This is a genomic window from Anaerobacillus sp. ABD4_527, assembly GCF_056160805.1.
The window spans coordinates 217,236-242,163 of sequence record NZ_JBSWXZ010000001.1 but is presented as its reverse complement, the minus strand read 5'-3'; the positions used below and the strand labels follow the sequence as shown (position 1 = coordinate 242,163).

The following is a 24,928-nucleotide window of genomic DNA, read 5'->3' as shown; positions in this document are numbered from 1 at the left end:
TAAAAATTACTTCCCTTTTGCCTTTATGATCGTCTCAAGCCCGAGGCCTCTCGAAGCTTTTAATAGAACTGCTGTCTCTTTATCAAGGCGGTCCTTTAAATATGATGAAGCCTCTTCTTTAGTGGCAAAGGAAACAGCAGGAACACTTACTGTTTCATTCGTTTTCATCTCTTCATAGATCCATTTACCTTTTTCACCAACAGTAACGACTTCTGTTATTGGATTTTTTATCGCAGTCGCGATATCTCGATGGAGCTTTTCTTCTTGAACACCTAGCTCATACATGTCTCCTAATACCGCAATCTTCTTTTTGTATCCTTCTAACTCGATCAGTGTATTGACCGCAGCTTTCATAGACGTTGGACTTGCGTTATAAGCATCATTAATAACCAATGCTCCGTTGCTAGTTTCATACGTCTCGAGCCTCATACCTGTTAGTTTCAAGTTGGAAAGTGATGACCTAATCGCATCGTCCGCTACACCTAGCTTTCTAGCAGCAGCAATACTAAAGAGCGCATTCTTTATATTATGCTTCCCTAACAAACGTATTTCGAACGGTTTATCTTCTTCTGCAAGGTAAAACGCAAAGCCTTTATCAAGTTGAGAGACTTCACTGATCTGAAAATCGTTACCGTCTTCATAACCACAAGAAATTGCACGGCTTTTAACAGGAGCTAATAGTGGTTCATCTCCATCGATGATAAGAGAGCCTTTTTCTTTTAAGCCATCGACGATTTCCATCTTAGCTTTCGCAATGTTTTCTCGACTTCCAAGCTGAAGAAGATGTGACTCACCAATGTTGGTGATAACGGCCACATCAGGGCGTGCGATTGAAGATAAAAGTGAGATCTCTCCTCTTGAACTCATACCCATTTCTAAAATAAGTACATCCGTATCTTCAGGCATCGAAAGGATCGTCATAGGAAGTCCCCAGTGGTTATTTAAATTCCCCTGCGTTTTATATGTTTTATAGTTTGGGCTAAGAACCGCTTCTAACATATCCTTAACAGTTGTTTTACCATTGCTGCCGGTTACTCCTACCACATAGGGTTTGTGAGCATTCAATACGGCTTTTGCTAAGTTTTGTAACCCTTCAGTCGTGTCTCTCACATAGTAGACAACGATTTGATTCTCTAGATCTTTTGGAAATGGCTTAGAGTCATCCCATAGCGTCCCTGTAGCACCGCTTTCGATGGCTTTATCGATGAAGCGATGCCCATCGTATACTTCTCCTACAATCGGGACAAACAGTTTGTTCGTGCAATCTTTTCGAGTATCTGTAGCAATGCCGTCAAACTGTAGCTCTTTATCGAGCGATGCTCTTGCAAAATCGCTTAGTAACGTTGAACGAAATTTCATGCTTTCTTCCCCTTTATTGCCTGACGTGCTACTTCACGATCATCAAAATCATGAACATGCTCTCCAATAATTTGATACGTTTCATGACCTTTTCCAGCGATCAATACAACGTCTCCTTCGGTTGCATGATCGATTGCATAAGCGATCGCTTCTGCCCTGTCAGTTATTCTTACGTAATGTCCATCTACACCGTCGACCATATCGTCTAATATTCGTTCGGGATCTTCGCTTCTTGGGTTGTCAGAAGTCAAAACGGACGTGTCAGCAATCTTTGTCGCAATCTTTGCCATAAGAGGACGCTTTGTACGATCTCTGTCTCCTCCACACCCAACAACAGCATAGACATTTCCTTTGGCCATTTCCCTCACTGTAGTAAGAACATTTTCTAGACTATCAGGTGTGTGGGCATAATCTACGATCACTGGGAAATTCTGACCCTCATCTACCAACTCGAAGCGACCTGGAACCCCTTGAATATCACCTAGACTCTTTAAGGTATCATCTAACGAAATGCCAGCTGCATGACAAGCGGCAATTGCAGCTAGCGCATTATACACACTAAACTTGCCTGTAAGTTTTATATTGACTTCTTTAACTCCTTCATGCGTGATGAGTCGGAATTCAGTCCCTGTTGCTGAGAACGAAATATCGACCGCTTTAACATCTGCTTCCTGATCGATGCCGTAAGTAAAAATATGAGCTGACGTCATTTTTTCATATTCTAGGCTAGCAGGATCATCTGCATTCAATATGGCTACTTTCTTTTGACCCGTATCATATGTATTGCCTAATTGAGAGAATAAAAGACCCTTTGCCTGGCGATATTCCTCCATCGTCCCATGATAATCTAAATGATCTTGCGTTAAGTTTGTAAACACAGCGATATCATAGTCACAGCCACGAACTCTTCCAAGCGTCAACGCATGAGAGGATACCTCCATCACAGCTGTGTTGACGCCATGATCTCTCATGTTTGCAAATTGCTTTTGCAAGAGAAGCGGTTCTGGAGTCGTGTTTTTGGTTTCAAACTCTTCATCACCAATTTTAATATTGATTGTACCGATCAATCCTGTTTTTTGATTCTGATCACGATGAACCTTCTCGATTAAATGTGAAACGGTCGTTTTTCCATTCGTTCCTGTTACTCCGATCAGGTTAAATGCTTGAGTAGGATTTTGATAGTAATGATTTGCTAGTTCTGCTAATGCACGATGTGTATCCTTTACTACGATTACAGGGACAGAAAGCTTCATTTCTTTTTGCGCGACAATTGCAGCTGCCCCCTTCTTTACAGCATCATCTGCAAAATCATGACCATCTACCGTATAACCAGGAATACATACGAAGAGACTTCCTTTAGTCACCGTACGATTGTCGCTTTCTATAGATGTAATTTCAGGATTTTCACTTCCAAGCTTTTTATATGTAAATAGTGCATGAAGTAGATCATCTAATCTCATCTTTGATCACCTTTCTAGTTTGCTGACTTTTTCAGAAAACAAGCCAAGAGCATATGCCTTGGCTTGTTTCATACTTATTGTACTCACAGAGTGGCTATTTGTCACCCATATAAAGTCTGATTTCAGAGCCTGCAGGTAATTTTACACCTGGATCTGGTGCTTGTGCAATAACCGTGTCTCCCTCACCACTTGCTTCAATCTTCAAATTGTACATTGCTTCCCTGATTTCTTCAGAAGTCATTCCTACGAGATTCGGCATCTCAATCGTCTCTTCGTCTAACCAAGTTTTTTCTTTCTCAATTTGATCTTCCCTTTTTGGAACGTCCATAACCGTCAAACTATCATTTATGATATTTCCAACAATTGGAGCTGCTACTACCCCACCAAATTGAACCGTTCCTTTCGGATTATCAATGGCTGTATAGACGACGATCTGCGGATCATCGGCAGGAGCAATTCCGATAAACGATACGATGTGGTTGTTCTTTAAGTATGCCCCATCCTTCGCTTTCTGAGCAGTTCCTGTCTTTCCACCAACTCTATAGCCCTCTACAAATGCATTTTTTCCAGTACCAAGTGCTACGACCGTTTCAAGAGCATGCCTTACTTCTTTTGACGTTTCTTCTGAAATGACTTGCCGCTTTACTTGAGGCGTATTTTTACTAATGACTGCACCGGTGTCAGGATCGATCCATTCTTTCGCAATATACGGTTCGTATAACGTCCCTCCATTGACGGCTGCCGAAACAGCAGTCACTTGTTGTATCGGTGTAACGGACACTCCCTGACCAAATGCAGTAGTTGCAAGTTCTAGTGGTCCAACATTCTCAACATCAAATAAAATACCACTCGCTTCACCTTGTAAGTCAATCCCTGTTTTCTCACCGAACCCAAACTTGTGAATATATGAAAATAGCTTTTCTTTACCAAGTCGTTCACCGAGCATTACGAAACCTGGGTTACAAGAGTTCTGTACACCTTCTAGGAACGTTTGGCTTCCGTGCCCGCCACTTTTCCAGCATTTCAACTTCCGTCCAGCTACTTCGATACTGCCTGGATCATGAAAGTGATCCTCTTCTAAATCGACCTTTCCCTCTTCGATTGCGGCTGCAAGTGTGATGATCTTAAACGTTGATCCTGGTTCATATGTGCTCCAAACAGGTTTGTTTTGGTTCCAAATGTCCGGTGAGAAATCTTGAAAATTTTCGGGGTCGAAGTCTGGCCTTGAGGACATTCCAAGAATTTCACCTGTGTTGGGATTCATTGCGATCGCTACTGCACCATCAGGATTATAGGTTGCCTCTGCGATATCAAGTTCTCGTTCAATGATCGTTTGCACTTTGGAATCGATCGTCAAACGCAAATCCAATCCATCGATCGGTTTTGTATAGTCATCAGCAAGCGAAGGCATTCTCTTACCTTTGGCATCCGCATAGTATTCGACCTGTCCCTGCTGACCACTCAATTCTTCATCATAGTAGAGTTCAATACCTGTAAGTCCCTGATTATCAATACCACTAAACCCAAGTACGTGTGATAAAAAAGCTCCGTTGGGATAATGCCTCTTATTGTCTTCAGCAATATAAACACCCGGTAAGTTCATCTTACGAATCTCATTTGCCTTTTCATTCGTCATCTTCTTGCCTTCTGGTCGAATCCATACCATCGATTGTTTTTGAGTAATCGTTTCGTACACTTTCTCTTTACTCGTATTCAAAGACGCTGCGATTGCTTCTGCAGTTGAAGCCGGATTTTGCACCTGTCTCGGCACGATCAGCACAGAAGGCGCGCTTATATTTGTCGCTAATGGTACACCGTTTCGATCGAGTATCTCTCCTCTATTCGGCTCGAAAGGGATGTTCCTGCTCCAAGAGTCTTTCGCTTTTTCACTGAGCCAGCTGCCCATGACCAGTTGAACGTAGCCGAGTCTTGTTACGATCACAGCGAATATAAACAAACCTACGAGTAGTGCGACTACTAACCTTCTACGTACAGTGACATTGGAAACGCGCATAAGCTCATCCTCCCTGATTATGCTCGTTTCACTATATGTTATTGATTAGTCTAATAGACCTGCTAGTCCGTTATCTCTTCCTCTGGCTCTTCCTCTTCTTCACCTTCAGGAGTAGGTGAAGGTTTTTTAAGCTCAGCAACGAGATAATCACCTTCTTTAACAGCAGCTCCTTTTGCTATTCCTTGCTTTGCTACGTAGCCAGCACCCATAATGTTCGGTTTAAGCTCCATCAGTTCAACGAGTTTCATCACATCTGTTAGTGACCACCCCGTTATATCTGGCATCGTTACTTTTCCATCCGTCCTTAATAGGATTCGCTCACCTTCAAGAACTTCTGATTCAGGATGAGGAGATTGTTTTACAATCTTCCCTGAACCCCCGAGTACGGTAACGTTAAAGCCTTGCGCTTTAAGGTCTTTTTCTACTTTGTCACTATCTTCTCCAGTGAAGTCTTCAATTTTCCTAACATCATCTGATTCTTCAGACGCCTGCCCTTCTGCCTCTTCTTCTAACGGATCGATGTTTAAATACTGAAGACTATTCTTCATCACTGTATTAAATACTGTCGCAACGGGGTCGCTCCCTAATTCAGGATATTCAAGATCTGGTCGATCGACTGCAACGTACACGAGAAGTTCTGGATCCTCAGCAGGAGCCATACCTAGAAATGAGAATATATTGTTTCCATATCCACTCATATACCCTTTGGCACCTTGTGAAATTTGGGCAGTACCTGTTTTACCAGCGATCGAATACCCTTCGATGTCATAAGGAGTACCTGTCCCCTCCGTTACAACCGTGCGAAGGATGTCTCTTGTTTTCTTAGCTGTTTCACTAGAAATCGGCTCACCCGCTACTTCTGGTTCGTGATTAAGTTTAACGTCCTTCGAGTCAGGGTCTACGATTTTTTCAATTACATATGGCTTCATCATCTTCCCGCCGTTAGCAACTGCAGTTGCAGCTTGAATCTGTTGAATCGGTGTTATCGTTGAACCTTGTCCAAAACCTGTAGAAATTCTTTCTAGATCTCCACGATAGATGATTCTTGAAGACCCTTCTCCAGGTAGATCTACTCCCGTTTTCTTATCGAAAGCAAATTTTGAAAGGTAGTCTCTGTACGTATCATATCCAAGTTTCTCCTTTACGAGAATGGACATGGCAACGTTAGATGATTTCTGAACACCTTCATCAAAACTAATTTTACCCCAACCTTTTCCATAGTTGTGGTCTGGAACCGTACCTCCAGGAACTGCGTATCTACCAGATTGATAGAGTTCATCTCCGTTGTAGACACCTTCCTCAATCGCAGCTGCAAGGGTGAAGACTTTCATCGTTGAACCAGGTTCGAATGGCGAAATAGCCATATTTGTATAATCTTTAATATTCTTTAGGTTAGGATCAAACGTAGGTCTCGTTCCTAAGGCTAGTATCTTACCAGTGTCTGGATCTGCTACAATCGCTGTCATACGTTCAGGATTATAGTTCTCTTGCACGTCATCCATCGCTCTTTCAACAAACAATTGAATTTTTTCGTCAATCGTTAAATAAACATCGTTGCCTCGTTTTGAAGGAGAGATGTGGTCGTTCCCATACGGAAGCTTGTACCCTTTTCGGTCCGTTTGATACGTCTCTTTTCCTTCTTGAGGTAGAAGATACTTATTTAATTGTTTCTCAAGACCAAGCAGACCCTCTTGAGTGCCATCATCATTTTCATTCGTGAACCCTAATACATGAGATGCGAACTCATCGTTTGGATATAACCTCGTTTTTGATGGGATAAACCCGATGCCTGGAAGATCGAGCTCTTCGATTTGTTCTTTCTCGGACAAACTAAGGTCTTTACCTTCTGATCCAAATTCGACTTGAAAGAGCCCTTCCTTCGATAGTCTCTCTTTGATCTCAGTTTCACTCATATCGAGGATACCAGCAAGTTCTTTAGCTGTTTTATCAACATCTTCCACGTGTTCTTCATAGCCTTCACTTAAGATTGCTCGAAGGGTGAAAGAGGGAATATCCATCGCTAGTGCTTTCTCACCAGTCCGATCATAGATCGTTCCGCGATCAGCGTGAAGAATTTTACTTTTTGTCCATTTTTCTTTCCCGAGTTCAGTTAAGTCGACCTTTTCACCATTTTCTCCTGACACCGCTTGGGTCCATTCAATGTAAAAAAATCGTCCAATAAAAGCAAAAAAGAGCAGGACGAAAAGTGCCATCAGTATCCCTGCTCCTCGATTAATATGTGGGTTCTTATTTGTTTCCTTCATTTCAGTGCAAACCTCCGAATTTATGATCCTCTGTTGATCACTTCTACGTTTTGATCATTCAGTTGCATGCCGAGTTTTTCTTCAGCAATATCAATAATTCGATCTGGTGCACTTAATTCTGTCACTTTCACCTGAAGCTCTTCATTTTGTTTCATTTGAGCCTGCTGCTTCGCTTCAATCTGTTGAATACTCGTATTGATATTATAGATAGAAGCATAATTGGAAATCATGATGATCGAAGCTGCTACAACTGCAATACTAAGCATCATCCAGAGCAGCTTTTCTCCTTTCGTGATTCTTCCACGTTGAATATAAACTGCTTTCTTTTGTACTTCAACTTGTTCTTTTTGTGAATGCTGCTGTTGATACTTATACGCCAGGTTACTCATTCTTTTCCCCCTAACACTTTCTGTAAGTTTTATTTATCTTTTATCTATCTTTTTTTATATCTATATTTTCTCTGCAATTCTAAGCTTGGCTGAGCGTGCACGTCGATTCCCTTCCTGCTCTTCTTCAGAAGGAATGATCGGCTTTCTTGTAATCAGCTTCATTTCAGGTTGGTACTCATCCGGTATGATCGGCATGCCTGGAGGTAACTCTGGCCCTGAAGCCGCTTCTTTCATCGTCGTCTTGCATATCCTGTCTTCGAGTGAATGGAAGGTGATCACACTGATCCGTCCTCCTGGGTTTAGGATCGACATCCCATCGATCAAAGCTTTCTCAAACACCTTAAGCTCATCGTTCACAGCGATTCTGATCGCTTGAAATATTCGCTTAGCAGGGTGTCCCCCTTTCCTTCTCGCAGGAGCAGGTATCGCATCCTTAATGATTTCTACGAGTTCGAACGTGGTTTCGATCGGCTTTTGCTCTCTAGCTTTTTCAATCTTGCGAGCGATTTGTTTCGAGAATTTTTCTTCTCCAAATTTAAAAAATATGGATACGAGACGTTCATATTCCCACTCATTCACCACTTCGTACGCCGTTAGATCAGAAGATTGATCCATCCTCATATCGAGCTTTGCATCGAACTGATAGCTGAATCCCCGTTCTCCTTTATCAAGCTGTGGAGACGAAACACCAAGATCAAAAAGAATGCCGTCTACTTTTTCTACTCCAAGATCGAAAAGGGCTTCTTTTATATAACTGAAATTACGTTCTACAACTGTGAGCTTGTCTTCATAGCCAGCCAACACCGTTTTCGCATTATCGATCGCCCATTGATCCTGGTCAAATGCATAAAGATGCCCTGTACTCAACTGGTCGAGTATCGCTTTAGAGTGACCTCCGCCACCAAGAGTACAGTCTACGTAAATCCCATCTTCTTTAATGTTTAGTGCATCGACTGCTTCTTCTTTTAAAACTGTAATATGTTCAAACATGTTTACACCTTAACCTTCACTGCATATTAACCTTTTACATATCAAAATCCATCATGCTTTCTGCAATCTCAGAAAAAGATTCTTCTGAGGCATTGAAGTAGTCTTCCCAAACTGGTTTGCTCCAAATCTCTAACCTGTTTGAAACTCCAATCACAACGCATTCCTTCTCTAGTTCAGCATATTGTCTAAGCGTCCCAGCAATGTTTACTCTGCCTTGCTTGTCCAATTGACATTCCGTCGCACCTGAGAAAAAGAATCTGGTGAAAGCACGAGCATCTTTCTTTGTAAAAGGGAGTGTTTTCATTTTTTCTTCAAGGGCTTCCCATTCTTTCATAGGATAACCAAAAATACATTTATCAAGCCCACGAGTGAGGACAAATGTGTCACCAAGTTCATCACGGAACTTTGCGGGAATGATCATTCTGCCTTTTTCATCAACAGTGTGCTGATATTCCCCCATGAACATTGGCTTTCCCCACCTTCCCCACTTTCTACCTTTAAGTTACCACAACTCCCCACTTTTCACCACTAGAAAATGTATTCGTGCACCAAAATAAAAATCCTGCTGTGATCAGCAGGATTTTTTAAGAAAATTTCATTGTTTTTTTACAAATACACAACTTTGTGTTTTTCGTATTGTGACAGTTCTAAGTTCATGAGACGTTCAATAAAATCAGGACCATGCCAGTTCAAGTAATACACAATGTTCCATTTTCTTTCCTGTGGAGCACCATTCGGTTTTAACGCAAGTCCAATCTCATCATATTTCATAAGCGTATGTTCATGTCGCTCTAGAATCGTTGCCTGCAATTTTTCTTTAAGAAGATCTAGCTGCCTTTGAATAAATTCCCCATTTTTGTTGGAATATCGCTCTAAACCTTTATCGACATTGGTCGTTAGTTGCCTCAGATCGTCATGGATAGCTTTTATCTTCTGGCCGGCACTTGAGAACGTTTCTTCTAATCCATACTGATCGAGGTTTTCTATATAGCGATTTCGATAAGACATGACACCGTCTTTTACAATGTCATCGATTGATAGTGAGAGCTCTGATGCATATTTTTGAATATGGCGTTCTACAAACGTAAACGTCATTCTCGGAACAATAACCGGCATTTTATAATCAAACACCTGAAATGCTGACTTCAACAATGCCCAATATGCAAGTTCCCCAGGTCCACCAACGAAGGCGAGAACAGGAAACATCGCATCTTGCATAATCGGCCTCGTCACGACATTATTACTCAGCTTATCTGGCTTTTCCTCCGCTAGCTGAAGTAATTCTTCTTCTGTGTATTCTACTTCACCAGCTTTCCCTCTGAACAGCGACCCTTCTCGTTCGAGTAAAACACGTTCACCTTTCACTTTCACAAATAAGTTCGCCTGATTTTCATCAAGATCAACTTCTACGGGGTAGTTACACTCATGTAGTGAGGCAGCTTGGTCAAGGACGCTCTTATTAATGCGTTCGTTGTCTTTAATTATGGTTTTAAACACACTTGATTGAAGACTCCGAAATGCCTCATTCCCTGAGTCGACCAAGACAAGACCGTACTTCGAGAAAAGGGCTGTGATCATATGACAAAAGTGATCGACGAACGTAACAGAACGATCTGTGATGTTTTCTAACCAGTTTAGAATGTCGTTCGTGTAATCCGTTTCACCAAACTCATGAAGAACGTGGTCCGTCCATTCTTTGATCGCTGCTTGATCGAGCTCAATATCTGAAAGCGCCTGTTTTCGATATTGCTTTTGAGGGACCGCTACTTTCGTTTCTTTCTCACTGAACGTATACACGTGGTTTACTTCATGAAAATCATGATCCTCACCTGCTATCCAAAATACCGGGATAACCGGAACGCCAAGTTGTTTTTCTTTTTCTTCAGCAAGTTTTATTACGGATATTGCCTTGTTTATCGTATAAAGCGGACCGGTCAGTACACCAGCCTGTTGACCGCCAACTACGGTCACAGCATCTTTTCTTTTCAGTCTCTCGATGTTTTTCAATGCCTTCTCATTTGGATGATAAACTCGATTAAACGCTTCGAGGTGATCTGCTAAGGCTGTACGTTCAAAATCACGCTCCATCAGTTCCTGGTAGCGCTCTTCATAAGACTCATTCGTTTGATATGTATAGTCAAAAAAAGCTGAGATGCTTTTTTTCCTCGCGATGTAATCGGTAGCAATTACATTTGTTCCCGGAAGGAAATTTTCGGTGAGTTTCATTGCTATTTCTTCCTTTCTCGACACAAATACGGTATTCCGCCTGCATAATCCTTAGTTAGTATATCAAACTGACCCCACTGCTACCAAAAAAAAAGCTTATGAGTTATACCGTAGCAATACGGTGCGCTAACCCAATAAGCAATAGTAGAACATATCCAGTTGAAAATACGAGAAAATTGAAGCGCCATGCTCCTTTCATCACTCTTTTAATACTGATATCTTCCTTTGTTTTCCAATGAAGAACAGTGAAACCAACCGCAATCATAATCATAAGAATAAAGATCACCCATAAAAAAGAGCGTTGAAAGAGCTCTACGCATATAAAATGGACGCTCAGAATAAAAAACAACGTGGATAGATCTGTTGCGAGCCGGATTGAATGTTTCTTCTTCTTCGTTACTTTTACAGTAAAAATATAGACGATGTACCAGGCTAGAAGCGGTACCGTCACAGCAGTTGCAACGATGCCAATCAGAACATCTCCCATTACAACCTCTCCCCCAATTTCAATTCCATCCCTTTGACCGCATCAAACACAAACCTTGTGTACGGAACATCGATTCCTTTTAATGAAGCTTCTCTTAACACAAACCCTGAAATTGCATCAATCTCTGTTCTTCGTCCAGCTTTAACATCTGCCAGCATCGAGGAAGTATTGGCTGCTGTAAGTTGACATACACCTTGCACTCTGTTCAAAGATTCTTCAAATTCAAGATTCAATACCGCGCTGGACTCTTTTATTAATTCTCTCAAGATCGCAAAATACCTAGGGTTTGTCATCAATTCACCGTTTAAAATTTTGAAGATGGCTGTTAGCGGATTAATTCCACAGTTTATAACAAGCTTCTCAGATAACAACTTATACCAGTCCTCTTCATGCTGAATCGATAATTTTTCATCGCACAAAGTGCTTAAGATGGACCGTCCTTCAGAATAGCTGCAAATCTTCAAACTGCCTTTACCTGTATGAATGACTGTAATGTCATCGATTTTTTTCGCTCCATGGTCAAGCGTACCTAACGCAACGTTCTTGTGTAGTGTATCAAGATAGCGAACGTGCCCCATTCCATTTTGAATAAATAAGAGTTCAGGCTTTGAACCTTTTTGATATGTATTCTTGATCATGTTGATCACTTCTTCAACTTGATAAGACTTTACGGCAACGACGACAATATCTGGATGATCAGGTAAAGAAGTTGAAGCGTCCACCTGATAAACAGATTCTACACCTTCACTTCTATAACAAATCCCTTTTTGACGGAGGAGATCCGCTTGCTCTTCTCGCCGTGTGACCATCGTTACCGTATGTCCAGATAAGGAAAATGAAGCACCAACAAGAAGACCAACTGCCCCAGCTCCGATAATCGTGATGTTCAATTGGATACACCTCTCCATTCTAATAGGCCGAATGCACTACGGCTAGTTTAGCATAGTTTTCCAACCTTTTTAATCAAAAAACGATGTGCTGTTTGATGAAACAATCAGGTGGGGTATTCCGTATGTATTGGTAAGAAACTGTTGAAGGGGTGGAAAATGATTGCGATCCATTAGGAAGTGTTTTGTGTTTTTCTTGTTAGCTGTCTTAGTGTTCACTATAGGGTGCTCTCCTATTGGTGGAGACGACTTAAGTGAAAACACTAGTAAGCAAAACGTTCGAACCGTGTTACAAAAGCAGTTTAATGGACCTGATAAAGAACAGGAAATGCTTATTACCTCCAACGACGGAGATTTAGAAACATACGCCACTATGCTATCCGAATACAATCAAGAACATTTCAAGCCCTATATGAACGAACGATTTTATGAAAATTATATAGTGAAAAACAACGGCTCATTGATGTTCTTACGCATGGCACATCCTAATCATGTACTGAAAGTTAAAGAATTAACGATCGAAGAAAATGAAGATAAAGACGCTTTTGATTTTACAGTAAACGTTACTACGGGTACTAATTCGAAAAGTAAGCCAGTGAGCGTTGAAGGTTCAGCTCAAACAAATGAAGACGGTAAGATCACGAGTATCCACTATCTCAACATAGAAGATATTCGTTCGAATTTAGATGAATAATTGTACCGCTTACTGCTCTAAAAAGAGCGTTTTAAAACTCACTTCATCTAAAGATCCCTTAACGGAAACGTTAAGGGATCTTTTACTTCTATTACACTGGATAAACAGGGTGTTTCTTATCAGGTGCACTCATCTCTTTTGACTCGTAGTAAGATAGTCGATCGACGAGCACTTCTCTTAGTTCATTACCAGGAACGATATCGTCAACGATCAATTCAGACGCAAGTCGGTAAATATCGATGTGCTCTTTATATTCCTGATGCTTTTCTTTCACATATTCGATACGTTCTTTTGGATCTTCGATCGCATTTATTTTATTAGCATAAACCGCGTTAACAGCTGCTTCTGGGCCCATCACCGCAATTTGAGCAGTCGGTAATGCGATACAGCAGTCCGGCTCGAAAGCTGGTCCCGCCATTGCATAAAGTCCTGCTCCGTATGCTTTTCGAACCACAACAGATATTTTCGGTACCGTTGCAGAGCTCATTGCGGCGATTAGTTTTGCACCATGCCTTATGATACCAGCACTCTCTACTTTTGTACCGATCATAAATCCTGGTACATCTGCAAGGAAAACGAGCGGAATATGGTACGCATCGCAGAGCTGAATAAACTTAGCGCCTTTATCAGCTGAATCTACAAATAAAACCCCACCCTTTACTTTTGGCTGATTCGCGATGAGACCAACAACTTTACCATCGATTCGAGCGAAACCAGTGATCAACTCAGGAGCGAACAATTTCTTCATTTCAAAGAAACTATCGCCATCTACTAGTGCATCGATCAAATCATACATATTAAAAGGTGCATTTTGGTTTTCTGGAACGATATCTGTAATCGATTTTTCTAGTGAAGGCAGCTTCCCTTCTAGTTCAGGCGTTCTTTTATGAAAGTTGCCTGGGAAGTAGCTTAAATACTTACGACCGAGTTGGATCGCATGCTCTTCATTATCTGCGAGCACATCGCCGCATCCGCTCTTGCTGCAGTGCATTTTCGCACCACCCATTTCCTCGAGCGACACTTTTTCACCGATTACCTTTTCAGCCATACGTGGCGAACCAAGGTACATAGACGCATTTTTATCTACCATCACCACGATGTCACAAAAAGCAGGTATGTAAGCCCCACCAGCAGCTGAAGGTCCAAACAACAAGCAGATTTGCGGAACCATGCCAGACATCTTCACTTGATTGTGAAAGATTCTGCCAGCTCCTCTTCGGTTTGGAAACATTTCTAGCTGATCAGTAATTCTTGCACCGGCTGAATCAACAAGATACAAGATCGGCACTTTAAGATTCATCGCTGTTTCTTGAATGCGAATGATCTTTTCTACTGTTCTCGCTCCCCAGGACCCTGCTTTAACGGTAGAGTCGTTCGCCATCACACATACTTTTTCACCGTTTACTTTCCCGATCGCAGTAACGACGCCGTCTGCAGGAAGGTCGCTCGCAAGGTTATTTGCAAATTTACCGTCTTCCGTGTACTGACCATTATCGAACAGTAAATTCAACCTGTCACGTACGAACATTTTGTTCGTTTCTTTCAGTTTCTGGTGGTACTTCTCTGCACCACCAGATTCTATTTCTTTCGATTTATTTTCTAGAAACTCTTCAAGATGATTCATGAGGAACCTCCTTCAATTCATTAGATTGAGCGCTCGTTCAGCAACGTGACCTACTTAATTGTAACGAGTACATCGCCTTCGTTTACAAAATCACCGATCGTTACTTTTACTTCTGCCACAGTTCCATCTTCAGTACCTTCAACAGGAATCTCCATCTTCATGGACTCCAACATTACAAGTTCTTGCCCAGACGTAACAGAGTCTCCCTCAGATACCATTACATTTAAGACTGTGCCTGCCATTGATGATTTAATTTCGTTCATAGTTGTCATTCCCCTTTTGTTGGTTATTTTTTGTGAGCTAGTTTTTTTGATAAGTATGCTGTTGTGTAGTGACCATTTTGAAAATCAGATTCTTGCAGTAAATTCTCAAACAAAGGTCCATTATGCTTAATCCCTTTAAGGTGGAATTTGCTAAAAAATGTTCTAGCAACCTCCAAAGCTTCCTTACGATTTTCGCCGCTCGCAATGATCTTTGCAATCATCGGATCGTAAAAAGGTGATACCGTCGATCCACTTTCGTAGCCTCCGTCAATTCTGATTCCAGCTACTTCTGGAAATTCAAGCGACTCGATCTTACCTGGTGAAGGCATGAATGTGTTCGGATCTTCAGCATATAAACGGAACTCGATACTATGACCGCTTGGAGAAATCTCTTCTTGTGCTAAAGGCAATGCTCTACCTTCAGCGATCAATAGCTGCCATTCAACAAGATCGACGCCGTTTGTTTCTTCCGTTATCGGATGTTCAACTTGTAATCTTGTATTCATCTCAAGGAAATAGAAGTTCTCTTCTCCGTCCATAACAAACTCGACTGTACCCGCATTCGTATAGTTAACTTGTTTAGCCGCATTGACCGCCGCTTCTCCGATCTTATTGCGCGTTTCAGCCGATATAAATGGAGAAGGCGTTTCCTCAACAACTTTTTGGTTCCTTCTTTGAATCGAGCAATCTCTTTCATAGAGGTGAACGATGTTTCCGTGGTGATCACCAACGATTTGGACTTCGATGTGACGTGCTTCATCGATAAACTTCTCTACAAACATTGCACCGTTGCCGAAATAAGCCTTTGCACGGTTCTGACTCGAGGAGAATGCTTTTTCTAAGTCACCATCATTCTCACACCGCTGCATCCCGATTCCACCACCACCAGCGGCAGCCTTAAGCATGACGGGATAACCTACTTCATTCGCATAAGCGATTGCCTTTTCTGCATCTTCGATTTCCGTGCTCCCAGGTACGACTGGTACACCTGCATCGATCATCGTTTTCCTTGCTGTGATCTTGTCACCCATCGCTTCCACAACGTCAGCTGATGGTCCAATGAACGTGATTCCTTTTTCCTCTATTCTTCTTGCGAATGAGGCGTTTTCTGATAAAAATCCATATCCTGGGTGAATGGCATCTACTTTCTCTTCCTCAGCAACTCGAATAATTTCATCTTGATTTAAATATGACTTTGCAGCTGGAGGATCTCCTATTTCATGCGCATGTGTCGCATTTCTTACATATGGCATATCCTTATCAGCACTAGAGTACACAGCGACCGTTTCGATTCCTAGTCTGCTGCATGTTCGAATAATGCGATCTGCAATTTCACCGCGATTTGCTATTAATATCTTTTTCACAATACCTCTCCCTTCCCAGCACAATATACAGGTTGAAAACCCTTACATTAATCATATCATTAATTCACCGTCACGTTTCAACAAATATTCAAATAATTCCTTTTATATTTTGTTTTTTGAAATGAAGAAAAGTTTCGTGTTTTCGGTTATAATTGAGAAAAGAACCTTTTCTTTTAGAAAAAGAGAGGAATTTGTAACTACGACGGAGGGGGCACCATGATGGTAGATTTAACAGTAAGACCACTTGTGATCAATTACAAAACTCTAGAAGAGTTCAAGAAATTTAAAGAGTATGGAATCCAAGAACTATCGATGATGGAAGACTTACAAGACAACATCATCGAAAATGATAGTGAATCACCGTTCTACGGCATCTATTTTGGCGACAAGCTAGTTGCTAGAATGAGCTTATATCGAATCGATGCGAAGTATGACAGATACTTCGATCCACCACAGGATTACTTGGAGCTCTGGAAGCTAGAGGTACTCCCTCAATACCATGATCGGGATTATGGATCAACACTTGTAAATTTCGCTAAAACATTTAACCTACCAGTAAAAACAAACGCAAGACAAGGTTCTAGTCAGTTTTGGGAGAAGATGGGCTTTGAAGCCGTTACGTACAATCCAGAACGTGACCGCGGTGAAAACCCGTATGTTTGGTATCCTGAAGGTGTTACAGAGCAGGATGTATAAAAAATAGGAACAGCCCACGACGGGCTGTTCCTATTTTTTTACTTTCTCTAGATTGCCATTAGAATCCATTTGAAACCGTATGTTCCCCTGATCCTCATCTTTAAAAACAACCATTTTCCTCGCTCGCTCCATAATCTCCAATAATGATTGATAGTCCTTTTGAACCATGACATATTCTTTTTCGATTTGTAAGAGCTGTTGTTTTAACTGTTCATTTTCCATTAATATTTCTTTATAAGACTCTTCTAACCCGCTCACACTAGTAATGCAAGACTTTGTTTGGACAAGGATTCTAATTGCTTCATCAATCATAGCAATACTATCTTGGTCGTGAGTCCCTTCTGATTCTTTTTTTGTCTCATTGTAAAGACCACTTCTTTTCTGTTCCTTACGGTGCTTTTTGGCAAGAACGATAGCAGATTCATATTGTTTCCGAATCAGCGAATTCCACCTGAAACCACAAGCTGCAGGCGTCCTTGATAGTTTTTTCCCTACTTCCTCAAACGCAGCAAGCTGTGTACTTGCTTCTCGTATATGCCTTAGGACGACTTCAGCTAGTAATACATCTTCATCCTTTGACCAAGCATCCTGACGAATGGGTACCAAACGCAATCCCCCCTAAAATAAACTTTTTACAGTCATCTTATGCGTCTGATAGAAGTAGTAGAATTTTAGAAGCTATAATTTTTCAGATTTCTTAGAAAGCGCTATCTTTTATTTAGAAATTTTTCTACTGCAAGGTGATGTTCTTCAGACTCCCATAAAGTAGCGCATGCAAGAATTTCCCTTTCGATTCGGCTTGTGATAGAGTTTCGATCCAATGAGTTTAACCAATGTTGTTTATACGTTTCCAATATTTGCGAGGAATGAGGTAAGAGATTTTCAATCACTCCTTGAGCTTCGTCTTTCCAATTCTCTTCTTTCATTATATAGGTTAGAAATCCTAGCTCCTTGGCTTCTTCAGGTGAGTAACGTTTTCCACTCATCAACATTTCCATAGCGACAGTTGAATTCAATCTTTCCATCGCATATACGGATCCACCCCAGCCAGTCGTTATTCCGATCGATCCTTGTATAAACCCAATCGTCACACCGCTACGAGCGATGCGATAATCACACGCAACCGCTAGTTCACACCCTCCACCGACTGCATGACCATTCAACAGTGCAACAGTTGGCTTTTTACAGAAAAACAACTGTTCAAGAACGTTTCCCATCTTTCGCAACATTGGGTACGCATCTTCTTTCGTCCGAAGGGAAACAAAAGAAGCGACGTCTCCACCACCACAAAATGCTCGATCTCCTGTGCCTGTAATGACAATATATGAAACCGATGGGTCCGATTCAGCATCACGAATCGCATTTTTCAACTCATCCATGACTTGATAATTGATCGCATTTCGTTGATTCGGTCGATTGATCGTTAGAACGGCTGCACGGTTAACTTTTTCAACTAATAGACTCACAGCGTCACCCCTACTTCTAAAATAAGGTATAAAAAAAACAGAGAGATTTCTCTCTCTGTTTCAAACGAGTTGAAAGCTTACTTGCTCACAACGTTTTCACCTTTGTAATTTCCACACTCTTTACATACACGGTGAGAAAGTTTGAATTCGCCACAGTTAGGGCATTTCACCATTCCTGGTACTTCAAGTTTATAATGAGTACGACGCTTGTTTTTACGTGTTTTAGAAGTTCTTCTAGCTGGTACTGCCATCGTTTCCACCTCCTTAAAAAGTTAAATAGTCTCTTAGAAGTTGTCCGGTCTATTTATCGTTCTTTTCATTAAAAAGATCTGCTAAACCGGCCAAACGAGGATCGATCTTCTCTTCCGTTTCCTCGTGTGTTACAACTTCCCATCCTTTGCCGGATTTGTTTTGCATTTCATCGGATTCCGAACTATGTTTTACAACACGAATAGGAATCTCCAAAAGTATATTTTCCTTAATATACGGAACTAAGTCAACCGTATTTCCCGAAACTTGATGAATTTCTTCATCATCTTCTTCATAATCGACCCCGTTTGTGTTCGGTTCGAGCACAAACGTTTCCATTGGATGAAGTACGAAAGGGAAATCAACATCTTCGAGCGTATTCGCACATGGAAGTACCATCTTGCCTTTTAGGGTAAGATGAAAGGTAACTTTATTACCGTGAAACGAAGTCTCACCGGTAACGTGCACGGGCGTGATTTCTCGAATCTGTGTTTCATCATTCTTAAGTTCCTCTACATTAACTAACTCGTCAATTGTAAGTCCTTTCTGTTTGAAGGACTTCAACTGATCTACTGACCATTTCATCTGTCTATCACCTCAAGGCAACAAAAGTATTATAGCTACAAAATAAGCAAATGTCAATATTTTTTCTTTACACCACTTTGTGAGAATCCAAATCTGGTATAATGTTTATCATACCAGAGAAAAAACCTTGAGTTCAACTCTTACATATGGACCGCCTTTCCATTAATAGATGAAAGGAGTTTTATGATGAAAACAGCTGGCGTTATCGTTGAGTACAATCCCTTCCATAATGGCCACCTCTACCATTTGGAAGAAACGAAGAAAACAACGGGTGCCGACATCGTCATTGCAGTGATGAGTGGGTCGTTTCTTCAAAGAGGTGAACCTGCACTAGTTGATAAATGGAGTAGAACGAGGATGGCACTAGAGAATGGAATCGATCTTGTGATCGAACTCCCCTATGTATACTCTACCCAAAAAGCGGAAGTTTTCGCAAAAGGTGCCGTTTCCCTGTTAACAGCCATCGGAGTAGATGAACTATGCTTTGGAAGCGAAGCGGGTCATATCGGGGACTTTGAGAAAACGATGTCCTTCATTAAAGAAAACGACAAACACTACAATGAAAAAATACAGCTTTTCATGAGCGAAGGAAATAGCTACCCAAAAGCAGCTTCTCTTGCCTTTCAGTCATTAAAAGACCATGAGAGCGTTCTAGATTTATCATTACCAAATAACATCCTTGGCTATCAGTACGTGAAAGCGATCGACGAACAAAAATCGCATATTCAAGCTCAGACCATTTTACGAACAAAAGCAGGTTACCATGAAGAGTCGTTTACAGATAAAAAGATCGCGAGTGCTACTGCTATACGAAAAGAACTACTAACTGAAGATGTCGGACCCCAAAATGTTAAAGCTTATGTCCCTGAACCTACATACCATGAACTGGATCGGTTCTATCGATCGCATAACAAGTTTCATGGCTGGCACCGACTTTATCCATTTCTTCGATACAAACTCTTAACAAGCTCTAAGAAAGAACTGAAGACGATTTACGAAGCTGAGGAAGGCCTCGAGAACCGCCTTGTTTCTGCTGCGAAGGCATCTAAAGATTTTATATCGTTCATGGAAGCTGTTAAAACAAAACGCTACACGTGGACCCGACTACAGAGATTTTCACTACATATTTTAACGAATACCGTAAAGGACGACATGAAGCCTGCTTTACACACAGATGCACCTTACCTTAGGTTGCTCGGGATGTCCGGCGCTGGTCGGATGTATTTAAATAAAGTGAAGTCATCGCTAACGGTTCCGTTAGTTGCAAATATCAACCAATTCGATCATCCTTTTTTAGATATTGAAAAAAAGGTGAGCGAAGTGTACGCGCTAGGTTTCGATGGAAGCGATCAAGAAACGTTCCTAAAAAAAGAATTTACCTCATCCCCTATAATGCTCTAGATCACGCTCACATAAGAAGCAAAAAAACCTGTCGAGCATTTCCTTTTCTCGACAGGTTTTTTACAATTTAAAAATTATTTCTTTTCTAGTTGTTTTAAATAATCTGAAGCATCCTTAAACGTTTCAACAGGTACAATCTTCATCTTTGTTTTAATATCCTCTGCTGCTTCTAACGCATCTTCATAATTTGAATGTGCGACAGGTGCAAAGAATATGTCGGCTCCTGAACCATCAGCCGCAACAACTTTTTGCTTTATACCCCCGATCGGACCTACTTCTCCTTCTTCTGTAATCGTCCCTGTTCCGGCGATTTTGTGACCTTTCGTCCAATCTGTTTTTGTAAGTTGGTTATAGATTTCAAGCGAGAACATCAGTCCTGCAGATGGGCCTCCGATCTGATCAGTGTTTATATCGATCGGTGGGTCCGTTTTAATCGTTTTCGCTGTAACAGGGCCTGTGATCCCTATCCCAACTTTTCCATCCTCTGTATTAAATTTCTCAGGAAAAGTATCAAACCCCACTTCGACATCACGCTCTTCTTCATCACGTTTAAATGTGATGACGACGGTATCAGATTCGCTGTATTTCGAAAGCATGTCTAAAAGTTGTTTCGTCTTTTCTATCTTCTCACCATCTACACCTGTAATGAGGTCTCCAGGCTCTAGCTTTCCATCAGCCGGCATCCCTTCAACGACTCCTGTTACGAGAACACCTTGATTGTTGATCGTGATCGAACGATCCGCTGCTTGATATGCTACGATCGTTGCGTTCGTTTGAGAACCAGCCATAACTTCAAGCTGACGTTCATGATATTCCTCATCTGACTCACCTTCACGCTTGATCATGTCTTCAGAGATCAATTCATGATACTGGTTGAACTGTGCCCAGATATACTGAATGATATTGGCTTCTCCAACCCGTACAGTGGTGAGCATAAACTCCCCTTCATCAGCGGAGCCTCCGTCCACTTTGATCACATCATCGAGCTCTCTTGCTTCCCCAGGAGTAGTGACATAGTACGGCAAATCAATAAACGTAAACGCTGCGACCAAAATGATGATCACAGCCCATACGATACTAAATCTCTTGGTAGTCCGGTTCATTTATTTTTCTCCTTCCACTCTTCCACCGCTGCATGATAAGCATCGAGGTGGCGAAAAGCTTCTTCCTCTCCAATTTTTATGATGTCCTGTAAATTCGTGAACGATCGTGAATGAAATGATTCAAGTCGTGGTTTAATCATCACATCTGCATTGATCTCGTGAAGGCGTACCATTTCGTTTTGCATGATGTCGATGCTTTGCATGATCACATCAAAGATCGAAGTGACGTCTGATTCCTTTTTTACATCAGAAACGTCTACTGCGATGACGAGATCAGCTCCCATCTCTCTTGCCACTGAAACAGGAACACGATCGATGACGCCACCATCTACAAGCAATCGATCTCCGATTTTTTCAGGTGTGAAAATTCCTGGGATTGCGATACTTGCACGAACGGCATCAGCAATTGATCCAGTACGATAGACAACCTTCTCCCCTTTAATTAAGTCTGTTGTCACGACAGCGAGAGGAGGGTCTAAATCTTCAAGCTGTTTCCCATGCGTCAGTGTTCGAATTAAATTCTTCACCTTGTTCCCTGTAATAAACCCCATTTTTGGCACAGTAAAATCGATATAGTATTTGCGTTTAAAAAGGGACGCCATCTTTACCATTGTCTCTACCTTATGCCCAGATCCATAGATCGCCCCAACGAGTGATCCCATACTGCTTCCTGCGATATAGTCTATCGGAACGCCTTGTTCAACAAGTACTTTAATAACACCTAAATGTGCAAAGCCTCTTGCTCCACCTGAGCCTAGAGCTAACCCAACTTTTGGACGGTCCATCATGAGATCCTCCCGTCTATACCTGCTTAATCATATGGTCTAATTGTTCCACAAATACGTATATTTTAACTAGCGGACATGTTTTCTTACACATTCATACATACAATACTGTCTCGATGGCCAGTACTGGGGGGATGCTTTAATGAACGCACAAGTGCTTAAAACAATAGTTCTCGCTTCTTCGATGACCATCATTGCACTTTCGATCATCCTCCTGCCGGAACATACGCTCAACGCTTCGAAAAGTGGTCTTTCCATGTGGTGGAACATTGTCTTTCCTTCATTATTACCCTTTTTCATCATATCTGAACTACTGATAGGAATCGGTGTCGTACGGTTTATCGGCATTTTATTAGAGCCGTTGATGCGTCCTCTCTTTCGCGTTCCAGGATCAGGTGCTTTCGTGTGGGCAATGGGAATTGCTTCAGGGTTCCCTGCCGGAGCGAAATACACAGCCCACCTTAGACAAAATAATGACATCACAGCGATCGAAGGAGAAAGACTCGTTTCGTTTACGAATTGTTCGAACCCATTATTTATTTTTGCGGCTGTAGCTGTCGGATTCTTCCATAATCCATCGCTCGGAATTCTACTAGCTGCTGCCCATTACATCGGAAATATCCTTGTCGGACTCGTAATGCGTTTCCATAGATCAGAGGATCGATTTACGAAAAGCTATGAGCGTTCCCCATTAGGAAGGCTCCCGAGAGCATTTAAAGCGTTACACGAAACACGCTTATACGACGACAGACCATTCGGAAAAATGATGGGAGACGCCGTTCATTCGTCGATCAAAACATTACTGATGGTAGGTGGGTTCATCATATTATTTTCTGTGATCAATGAACTTCTAAGCGTCATCGGATTTACTTCATTGGTTGCAGGCATCGTAAACGTTATTCTAATAACGCTACACATATCTCCAACCCTTGCTACTCCGCTTCTGTCAGGTTTATTTGAGATAACGCTAGGCAGTAGGTTGATTAGCGAAAGTAATGCTCACTTATTGCAGCAAACGATGATTGCGAGTTTTGTCCTTGCCTTCAATGGCTTTTCCGTTCAAGCCCAAGTCGCTAGTATTCTTGCAGATACTGATATTCGCTTCAAACCGTTTTTCTTTGCTAGGTTACTCCACGGCGTATTTGCGATGGGGTTGACCCTTTTACTCTGGAAGCCAATCTACATAGAATGGTTATCAGAAGGGACTAAAACGCTGCCGGTATTTCACACAGAAAACTCAAGCTCAATCATCGATATTGTATACGTTTTTTTCGAACGAACGGGGTCGTGGCTCACATTGTTTGCTCTTATTACCTTTATCTTCTTATCCATTCGCCGTATGAGAATTCAAGTTCAATAACGTACTTCTTCAGTAGAAAAAAGCCCCGTTACTCTAACGGGGATCCTGCATATTTTTCTCTTAACGCATCCTGAACAACCTCAGGTACAAGATCGGATACAGGTGCATGGTATTTTGCTATCTCTTTTACGATGCTCGAACTCAAGAAGGAATACTGATTGTTCGTCATCATAAAGAATGTTTCGATTTCGTCTTCTAACTTTCGATTAATTGAAGCGATCTTCATCTCATACTCAAAATCAGATACGGCACGTAGACCACGAAGGATCGTAGAAGCACCAACTTGTTTTGCATAATCGATCAATAAGCCTTGATACGAATCAACCGTTACATTCTCGATATCTTTTGTTACTTCTTTAATCAATTCCACCCGCTCTTCTACAGAAAACAATGTTGATTTACTTTGATTGTTAAGAACGACGACTTTGATATTGTCAAAAACTCTTGCACCTCGCTTGATGATATCAAGGTGGCCAAACGTAACAGGGTCAAAGCTACCTGGACATACTGCGATCTTACCCATGACTATTCCTCCCTCTCAACACCCGACTGGTTATATGTATAGATTGAAATGGTTGTTTTTCCACTGTAAGTTTCTTTTCTAGTAAGCGTTAAATCTGCAAGTTTTTCAGGAAGGTCTACTTCTTTAAGATGCTCAACAACTACCGTCGCATTCTCTTCAAGTAGTCCATAAGTCGATAACTTATCAAGGTCTTCCACGATCTTCTCCTTATGATACGGAGGATCTAGCAATACGAGGGAGAACGTTACTTCTCTCTTTAAGAGTGCTTTTAAAGCTCTTTTCGAATCGTTACGAAACACTTCAGCTGATTCTGTAAATCCTGTTTGATCAAGGTTCCACTTGATCGTTTCGATCGCTTTATTATCACGATCGACGAAGATGCATTTTTCTACTCCTCGGCTCAAGGCTTCGATTCCTAAAGCCCCACTTCCACCATATAGATCGAGCGCAAGTCCACCTTCAAAAAAAGGACCCACCATATTGTAAATGGCTTCTCTTACTTTATCAGTTGTAGGTCTTGTATTCATGCCTGGAACGGGCTTTATGTGCCTACCTTTACATGTTCCTGCTATAATTCTCATCTCGTTCACAACCTTATCGTTTCCATATTCCTACCTATCCTACCATAAAAAAACTGAAAGCTAAAATTAATGTATAAACGCATAGTGGATGGCGATACTAACTATAGCAGCATCTTACCAGGTTAATGATGCTGTCAACCGCGGAGAAGACTTACGTT

General features: G+C 41.4%; 25 protein-coding genes. 4 read left to right on the top strand and 21 right to left on the bottom strand.

Translation table 11 applies throughout. The annotated features are described in order from the left end of the window. Positions 1 to 6: 6 nt before the first annotated feature. The 10 genes from ACXAHI_RS01295 to ACXAHI_RS01250 all read right to left on the bottom strand — a co-directional run bounded on the left by ACXAHI_RS01295 (position 7) and on the right by ACXAHI_RS01250 (position 12,079). Complete coding sequence (locus tag ACXAHI_RS01295; RefSeq protein ID WP_474845358.1) at positions 7 to 1,359, bottom strand: UDP-N-acetylmuramoyl-tripeptide--D-alanyl-D-alanine ligase; 1,353 nt, start codon at positions 1,357 to 1,359, stop codon at positions 7 to 9. Then, positions 1,356 to 2,819, bottom strand: coding sequence for a UDP-N-acetylmuramoyl-L-alanyl-D-glutamate--2,6-diaminopimelate ligase (locus tag ACXAHI_RS01290; protein ID WP_474845356.1), 1,464 nt, complete (start codon positions 2,817 to 2,819; stop codon positions 1,356 to 1,358). The genes ACXAHI_RS01295 and ACXAHI_RS01290 overlap by 4 nt, the downstream gene beginning before the upstream one ends. Before the next feature lie 94 nt (positions 2,820 to 2,913). After that, complete coding sequence (locus ACXAHI_RS01285; protein ID WP_474845355.1) at positions 2,914 to 4,833, bottom strand: stage V sporulation protein D; 1,920 nt, start codon at positions 4,831 to 4,833, stop codon at positions 2,914 to 2,916. A gap of 62 nt (positions 4,834 to 4,895) precedes the next feature. Further along, positions 4,896 to 7,097, bottom strand: coding sequence for a penicillin-binding protein (locus ACXAHI_RS01280; protein ID WP_474845353.1), 2,202 nt, complete (start codon positions 7,095 to 7,097; stop codon positions 4,896 to 4,898). A 20-nt stretch (positions 7,098 to 7,117) separates the two neighbouring features. After that, complete coding sequence (gene ftsL / locus ACXAHI_RS01275) at positions 7,118 to 7,486, bottom strand: cell division protein FtsL (protein ID WP_270181782.1); 369 nt, start codon at positions 7,484 to 7,486, stop codon at positions 7,118 to 7,120. Between the two features lie 60 nt (positions 7,487 to 7,546). Further along, a complete protein-coding gene (rsmH, locus tag ACXAHI_RS01270; RefSeq protein WP_474845351.1) occupies positions 7,547 to 8,476 on the bottom strand; it encodes a 16S rRNA (cytosine(1402)-N(4))-methyltransferase RsmH in 930 nt (309 codons plus the stop codon). Positions 8,477 to 8,510: 34 nt separating this feature from the next. Further along, a complete protein-coding gene (mraZ, locus tag ACXAHI_RS01265; RefSeq protein ID WP_270181780.1) occupies positions 8,511 to 8,942 on the bottom strand; it encodes a division/cell wall cluster transcriptional repressor MraZ in 432 nt (143 codons plus the stop codon). Between the two features lie 140 nt (positions 8,943 to 9,082). Beyond that, positions 9,083 to 10,702 (bottom strand): bacillithiol biosynthesis cysteine-adding enzyme BshC, encoded by a 1,620-nt coding sequence (gene bshC / locus ACXAHI_RS01260; RefSeq protein WP_474845349.1) that lies wholly within the window; start codon positions 10,700 to 10,702, stop codon positions 9,083 to 9,085. A gap of 103 nt (positions 10,703 to 10,805) precedes the next feature. Continuing rightward, positions 10,806 to 11,189 (bottom strand): DUF3397 domain-containing protein, encoded by a 384-nt coding sequence (locus ACXAHI_RS01255; protein ID WP_270181778.1) that lies wholly within the window; start codon positions 11,187 to 11,189, stop codon positions 10,806 to 10,808. After that, positions 11,189 to 12,079, bottom strand: a complete 891-nt coding sequence (locus ACXAHI_RS01250) for a 2-dehydropantoate 2-reductase (protein ID WP_474845347.1) — start codon at positions 12,077 to 12,079, stop codon at positions 11,189 to 11,191. The genes ACXAHI_RS01255 and ACXAHI_RS01250 overlap by 1 nt, the downstream gene beginning before the upstream one ends. A 184-nt stretch (positions 12,080 to 12,263) precedes the next feature. On the opposite strand from ACXAHI_RS01250, the gene ACXAHI_RS01245 reads away from it, so the two are divergent. Further along, complete coding sequence (locus tag ACXAHI_RS01245; RefSeq protein WP_474845345.1) at positions 12,264 to 12,770, top strand: hypothetical protein; 507 nt, start codon at positions 12,264 to 12,266, stop codon at positions 12,768 to 12,770. Between the two features lie 91 nt (positions 12,771 to 12,861). Here the strand turns inward: ACXAHI_RS01245 and ACXAHI_RS01240 are convergent, their stop codons facing one another. The 3 genes from ACXAHI_RS01240 to ACXAHI_RS01230 are packed head-to-tail and all read right to left on the bottom strand — an operon-like array spanning position 12,862 to position 16,021. After that, positions 12,862 to 14,394 (bottom strand): acyl-CoA carboxylase subunit beta, encoded by a 1,533-nt coding sequence (locus tag ACXAHI_RS01240; protein ID WP_474845343.1) that lies wholly within the window; start codon positions 14,392 to 14,394, stop codon positions 12,862 to 12,864. Positions 14,395 to 14,444: 50 nt separating this feature from the next. Continuing rightward, complete coding sequence (locus tag ACXAHI_RS01235) at positions 14,445 to 14,657, bottom strand: biotin/lipoyl-binding carrier protein (protein WP_270181774.1); 213 nt, start codon at positions 14,655 to 14,657, stop codon at positions 14,445 to 14,447. Positions 14,658 to 14,680: 23 nt separating this feature from the next. Continuing rightward, entirely contained in the window at positions 14,681 to 16,021 is a 1,341-nt protein-coding gene (locus ACXAHI_RS01230; protein WP_474845341.1) for an acetyl-CoA carboxylase biotin carboxylase subunit, read from the bottom strand. 219 nt (positions 16,022 to 16,240) lie between these two features. Here ACXAHI_RS01230 and ACXAHI_RS01225 point away from each other — a divergent pair, with 219 nt between their 5' ends. Continuing rightward, positions 16,241 to 16,717, top strand: a complete 477-nt coding sequence (locus tag ACXAHI_RS01225) for an N-acetyltransferase (RefSeq protein WP_270182057.1) — start codon at positions 16,241 to 16,243, stop codon at positions 16,715 to 16,717. A 30-nt stretch (positions 16,718 to 16,747) separates the two neighbouring features. On the opposite strand, the gene ACXAHI_RS01220 is transcribed toward ACXAHI_RS01225, so the two are convergent. The 4 genes from ACXAHI_RS01220 to ACXAHI_RS01205 all read right to left on the bottom strand — a co-directional run bounded on the left by ACXAHI_RS01220 (position 16,748) and on the right by ACXAHI_RS01205 (position 19,017). Continuing rightward, positions 16,748 to 17,323 (bottom strand): RsfA family transcriptional regulator, encoded by a 576-nt coding sequence (locus tag ACXAHI_RS01220; RefSeq protein WP_474845339.1) that lies wholly within the window; start codon positions 17,321 to 17,323, stop codon positions 16,748 to 16,750. Between the two features lie 101 nt (positions 17,324 to 17,424). Next, the gene (locus ACXAHI_RS01215) at positions 17,425 to 18,183 is read right to left on the bottom strand and encodes an enoyl-CoA hydratase/isomerase family protein (protein WP_474845337.1); all 759 of its coding nucleotides are present in this window, start codon (positions 18,181 to 18,183) and stop codon (positions 17,425 to 17,427) included. Between the two features lie 77 nt (positions 18,184 to 18,260). Beyond that, entirely contained in the window at positions 18,261 to 18,434 is a 174-nt protein-coding gene (gene rpmF / locus ACXAHI_RS01210; protein ID WP_048309912.1) for a 50S ribosomal protein L32, read from the bottom strand. 49 nt (positions 18,435 to 18,483) lie between these two features. Further along, entirely contained in the window at positions 18,484 to 19,017 is a 534-nt protein-coding gene (locus tag ACXAHI_RS01205; RefSeq protein ID WP_474845335.1) for a YceD family protein, read from the bottom strand. Between the two features lie 186 nt (positions 19,018 to 19,203). On the opposite strand from ACXAHI_RS01205, the gene ACXAHI_RS01200 reads away from it, so the two are divergent. Further along, positions 19,204 to 20,418, top strand: a complete 1,215-nt coding sequence (locus ACXAHI_RS01200) for a nucleotidyltransferase (RefSeq protein WP_474845333.1) — start codon at positions 19,204 to 19,206, stop codon at positions 20,416 to 20,418. A 74-nt stretch (positions 20,419 to 20,492) separates the two neighbouring features. On the opposite strand, the gene ACXAHI_RS01195 is transcribed toward ACXAHI_RS01200, so the two are convergent. Continuing rightward, complete coding sequence (locus ACXAHI_RS01195; protein WP_474845331.1) at positions 20,493 to 21,521, bottom strand: SepM family pheromone-processing serine protease; 1,029 nt, start codon at positions 21,519 to 21,521, stop codon at positions 20,493 to 20,495. Continuing rightward, on the bottom strand, positions 21,518 to 22,306 hold the full coding sequence (locus tag ACXAHI_RS01190; RefSeq protein WP_474845330.1) for a patatin-like phospholipase family protein: 789 nt from the start codon (positions 22,304 to 22,306) through the stop codon (positions 21,518 to 21,520). The genes ACXAHI_RS01195 and ACXAHI_RS01190 overlap by 4 nt, the downstream gene beginning before the upstream one ends. Before the next feature lie 142 nt (positions 22,307 to 22,448). Between ACXAHI_RS01190 and ylbJ the strand changes: the two genes are divergently transcribed. Further along, positions 22,449 to 23,666, top strand: a complete 1,218-nt coding sequence (gene ylbJ, locus ACXAHI_RS01185) for a sporulation integral membrane protein YlbJ (RefSeq protein WP_474845328.1) — start codon at positions 22,449 to 22,451, stop codon at positions 23,664 to 23,666. A 28-nt stretch (positions 23,667 to 23,694) separates the two neighbouring features. On the opposite strand, the gene coaD is transcribed toward ylbJ, so the two are convergent. Together coaD and rsmD are read right to left on the bottom strand one after the other, a co-directional pair. Beyond that, positions 23,695 to 24,189, bottom strand: coding sequence for a pantetheine-phosphate adenylyltransferase (gene coaD, locus ACXAHI_RS01180; RefSeq protein WP_474845326.1), 495 nt, complete (start codon positions 24,187 to 24,189; stop codon positions 23,695 to 23,697). A gap of 2 nt (positions 24,190 to 24,191) precedes the next feature. Continuing rightward, entirely contained in the window at positions 24,192 to 24,779 is a 588-nt protein-coding gene (gene rsmD / locus ACXAHI_RS01175) for a 16S rRNA (guanine(966)-N(2))-methyltransferase RsmD (protein WP_474845324.1), read from the bottom strand. Positions 24,780 to 24,928 lie beyond the last annotated feature (149 nt).

What these genes read in the sequence shown, in the direction of transcription:
- ACXAHI_RS01200 (WP_474845333.1), top strand. Translation starts at nt 19,204, where the DNA reads ATGAAAACAGCTGGCGTTATCGTTGAGTACAATCCCTTCCATAATGGC.
- rsmH (WP_474845351.1), bottom strand. Translation starts at nt 8,476, where the DNA reads ATGTTTGAACATATTACAGTTTTAAAAGAAGAAGCAGTCGATGCACTA.
- ACXAHI_RS01195 (WP_474845331.1), bottom strand. Translation starts at nt 21,521, where the DNA reads ATGAACCGGACTACCAAGAGATTTAGTATCGTATGGGCTGTGATCATC.
- ACXAHI_RS01190 (WP_474845330.1), bottom strand. Translation starts at nt 22,306, where the DNA reads ATGGACCGTCCAAAAGTTGGGTTAGCTCTAGGCTCAGGTGGAGCAAGA.
- ACXAHI_RS01285 (WP_474845355.1), bottom strand. Translation starts at nt 4,833, where the DNA reads ATGCGCGTTTCCAATGTCACTGTACGTAGAAGGTTAGTAGTCGCACTA.
- coaD (WP_474845326.1), bottom strand. Translation starts at nt 24,189, where the DNA reads ATGGGTAAGATCGCAGTATGTCCAGGTAGCTTTGACCCTGTTACGTTT.
- ACXAHI_RS01205 (WP_474845335.1), bottom strand. Translation starts at nt 19,017, where the DNA reads ATGAAATGGTCAGTAGATCAGTTGAAGTCCTTCAAACAGAAAGGACTT.
- ACXAHI_RS01255 (WP_270181778.1), bottom strand. Translation starts at nt 11,189, where the DNA reads ATGGGAGATGTTCTGATTGGCATCGTTGCAACTGCTGTGACGGTACCG.
- ACXAHI_RS01280 (WP_474845353.1), bottom strand. Translation starts at nt 7,097, where the DNA reads ATGAAGGAAACAAATAAGAACCCACATATTAATCGAGGAGCAGGGATA.
- bshC (WP_474845349.1), bottom strand. Translation starts at nt 10,702, where the DNA reads ATGAAACTCACCGAAAATTTCCTTCCGGGAACAAATGTAATTGCTACC.
- ylbJ (WP_474845328.1), top strand. Translation starts at nt 22,449, where the DNA reads ATGAACGCACAAGTGCTTAAAACAATAGTTCTCGCTTCTTCGATGACC.
- rpmF (WP_048309912.1), bottom strand. Translation starts at nt 18,434, where the DNA reads ATGGCAGTACCAGCTAGAAGAACTTCTAAAACACGTAAAAACAAGCGT.
- ACXAHI_RS01290 (WP_474845356.1), bottom strand. Translation starts at nt 2,819, where the DNA reads ATGAGATTAGATGATCTACTTCATGCACTATTTACATATAAAAAGCTT.
- ftsL (WP_270181782.1), bottom strand. Translation starts at nt 7,486, where the DNA reads ATGAGTAACCTGGCGTATAAGTATCAACAGCAGCATTCACAAAAAGAA.
- ACXAHI_RS01235 (WP_270181774.1), bottom strand. Translation starts at nt 14,657, where the DNA reads ATGAACGAAATTAAATCATCAATGGCAGGCACAGTCTTAAATGTAATG.
- ACXAHI_RS01240 (WP_474845343.1), bottom strand. Translation starts at nt 14,394, where the DNA reads ATGAATCATCTTGAAGAGTTTCTAGAAAATAAATCGAAAGAAATAGAA.
- ACXAHI_RS01225 (WP_270182057.1), top strand. Translation starts at nt 16,241, where the DNA reads ATGGTAGATTTAACAGTAAGACCACTTGTGATCAATTACAAAACTCTA.
- mraZ (WP_270181780.1), bottom strand. Translation starts at nt 8,942, where the DNA reads ATGTTCATGGGGGAATATCAGCACACTGTTGATGAAAAAGGCAGAATG.
- ACXAHI_RS01295 (WP_474845358.1), bottom strand. Translation starts at nt 1,359, where the DNA reads ATGAAATTTCGTTCAACGTTACTAAGCGATTTTGCAAGAGCATCGCTC.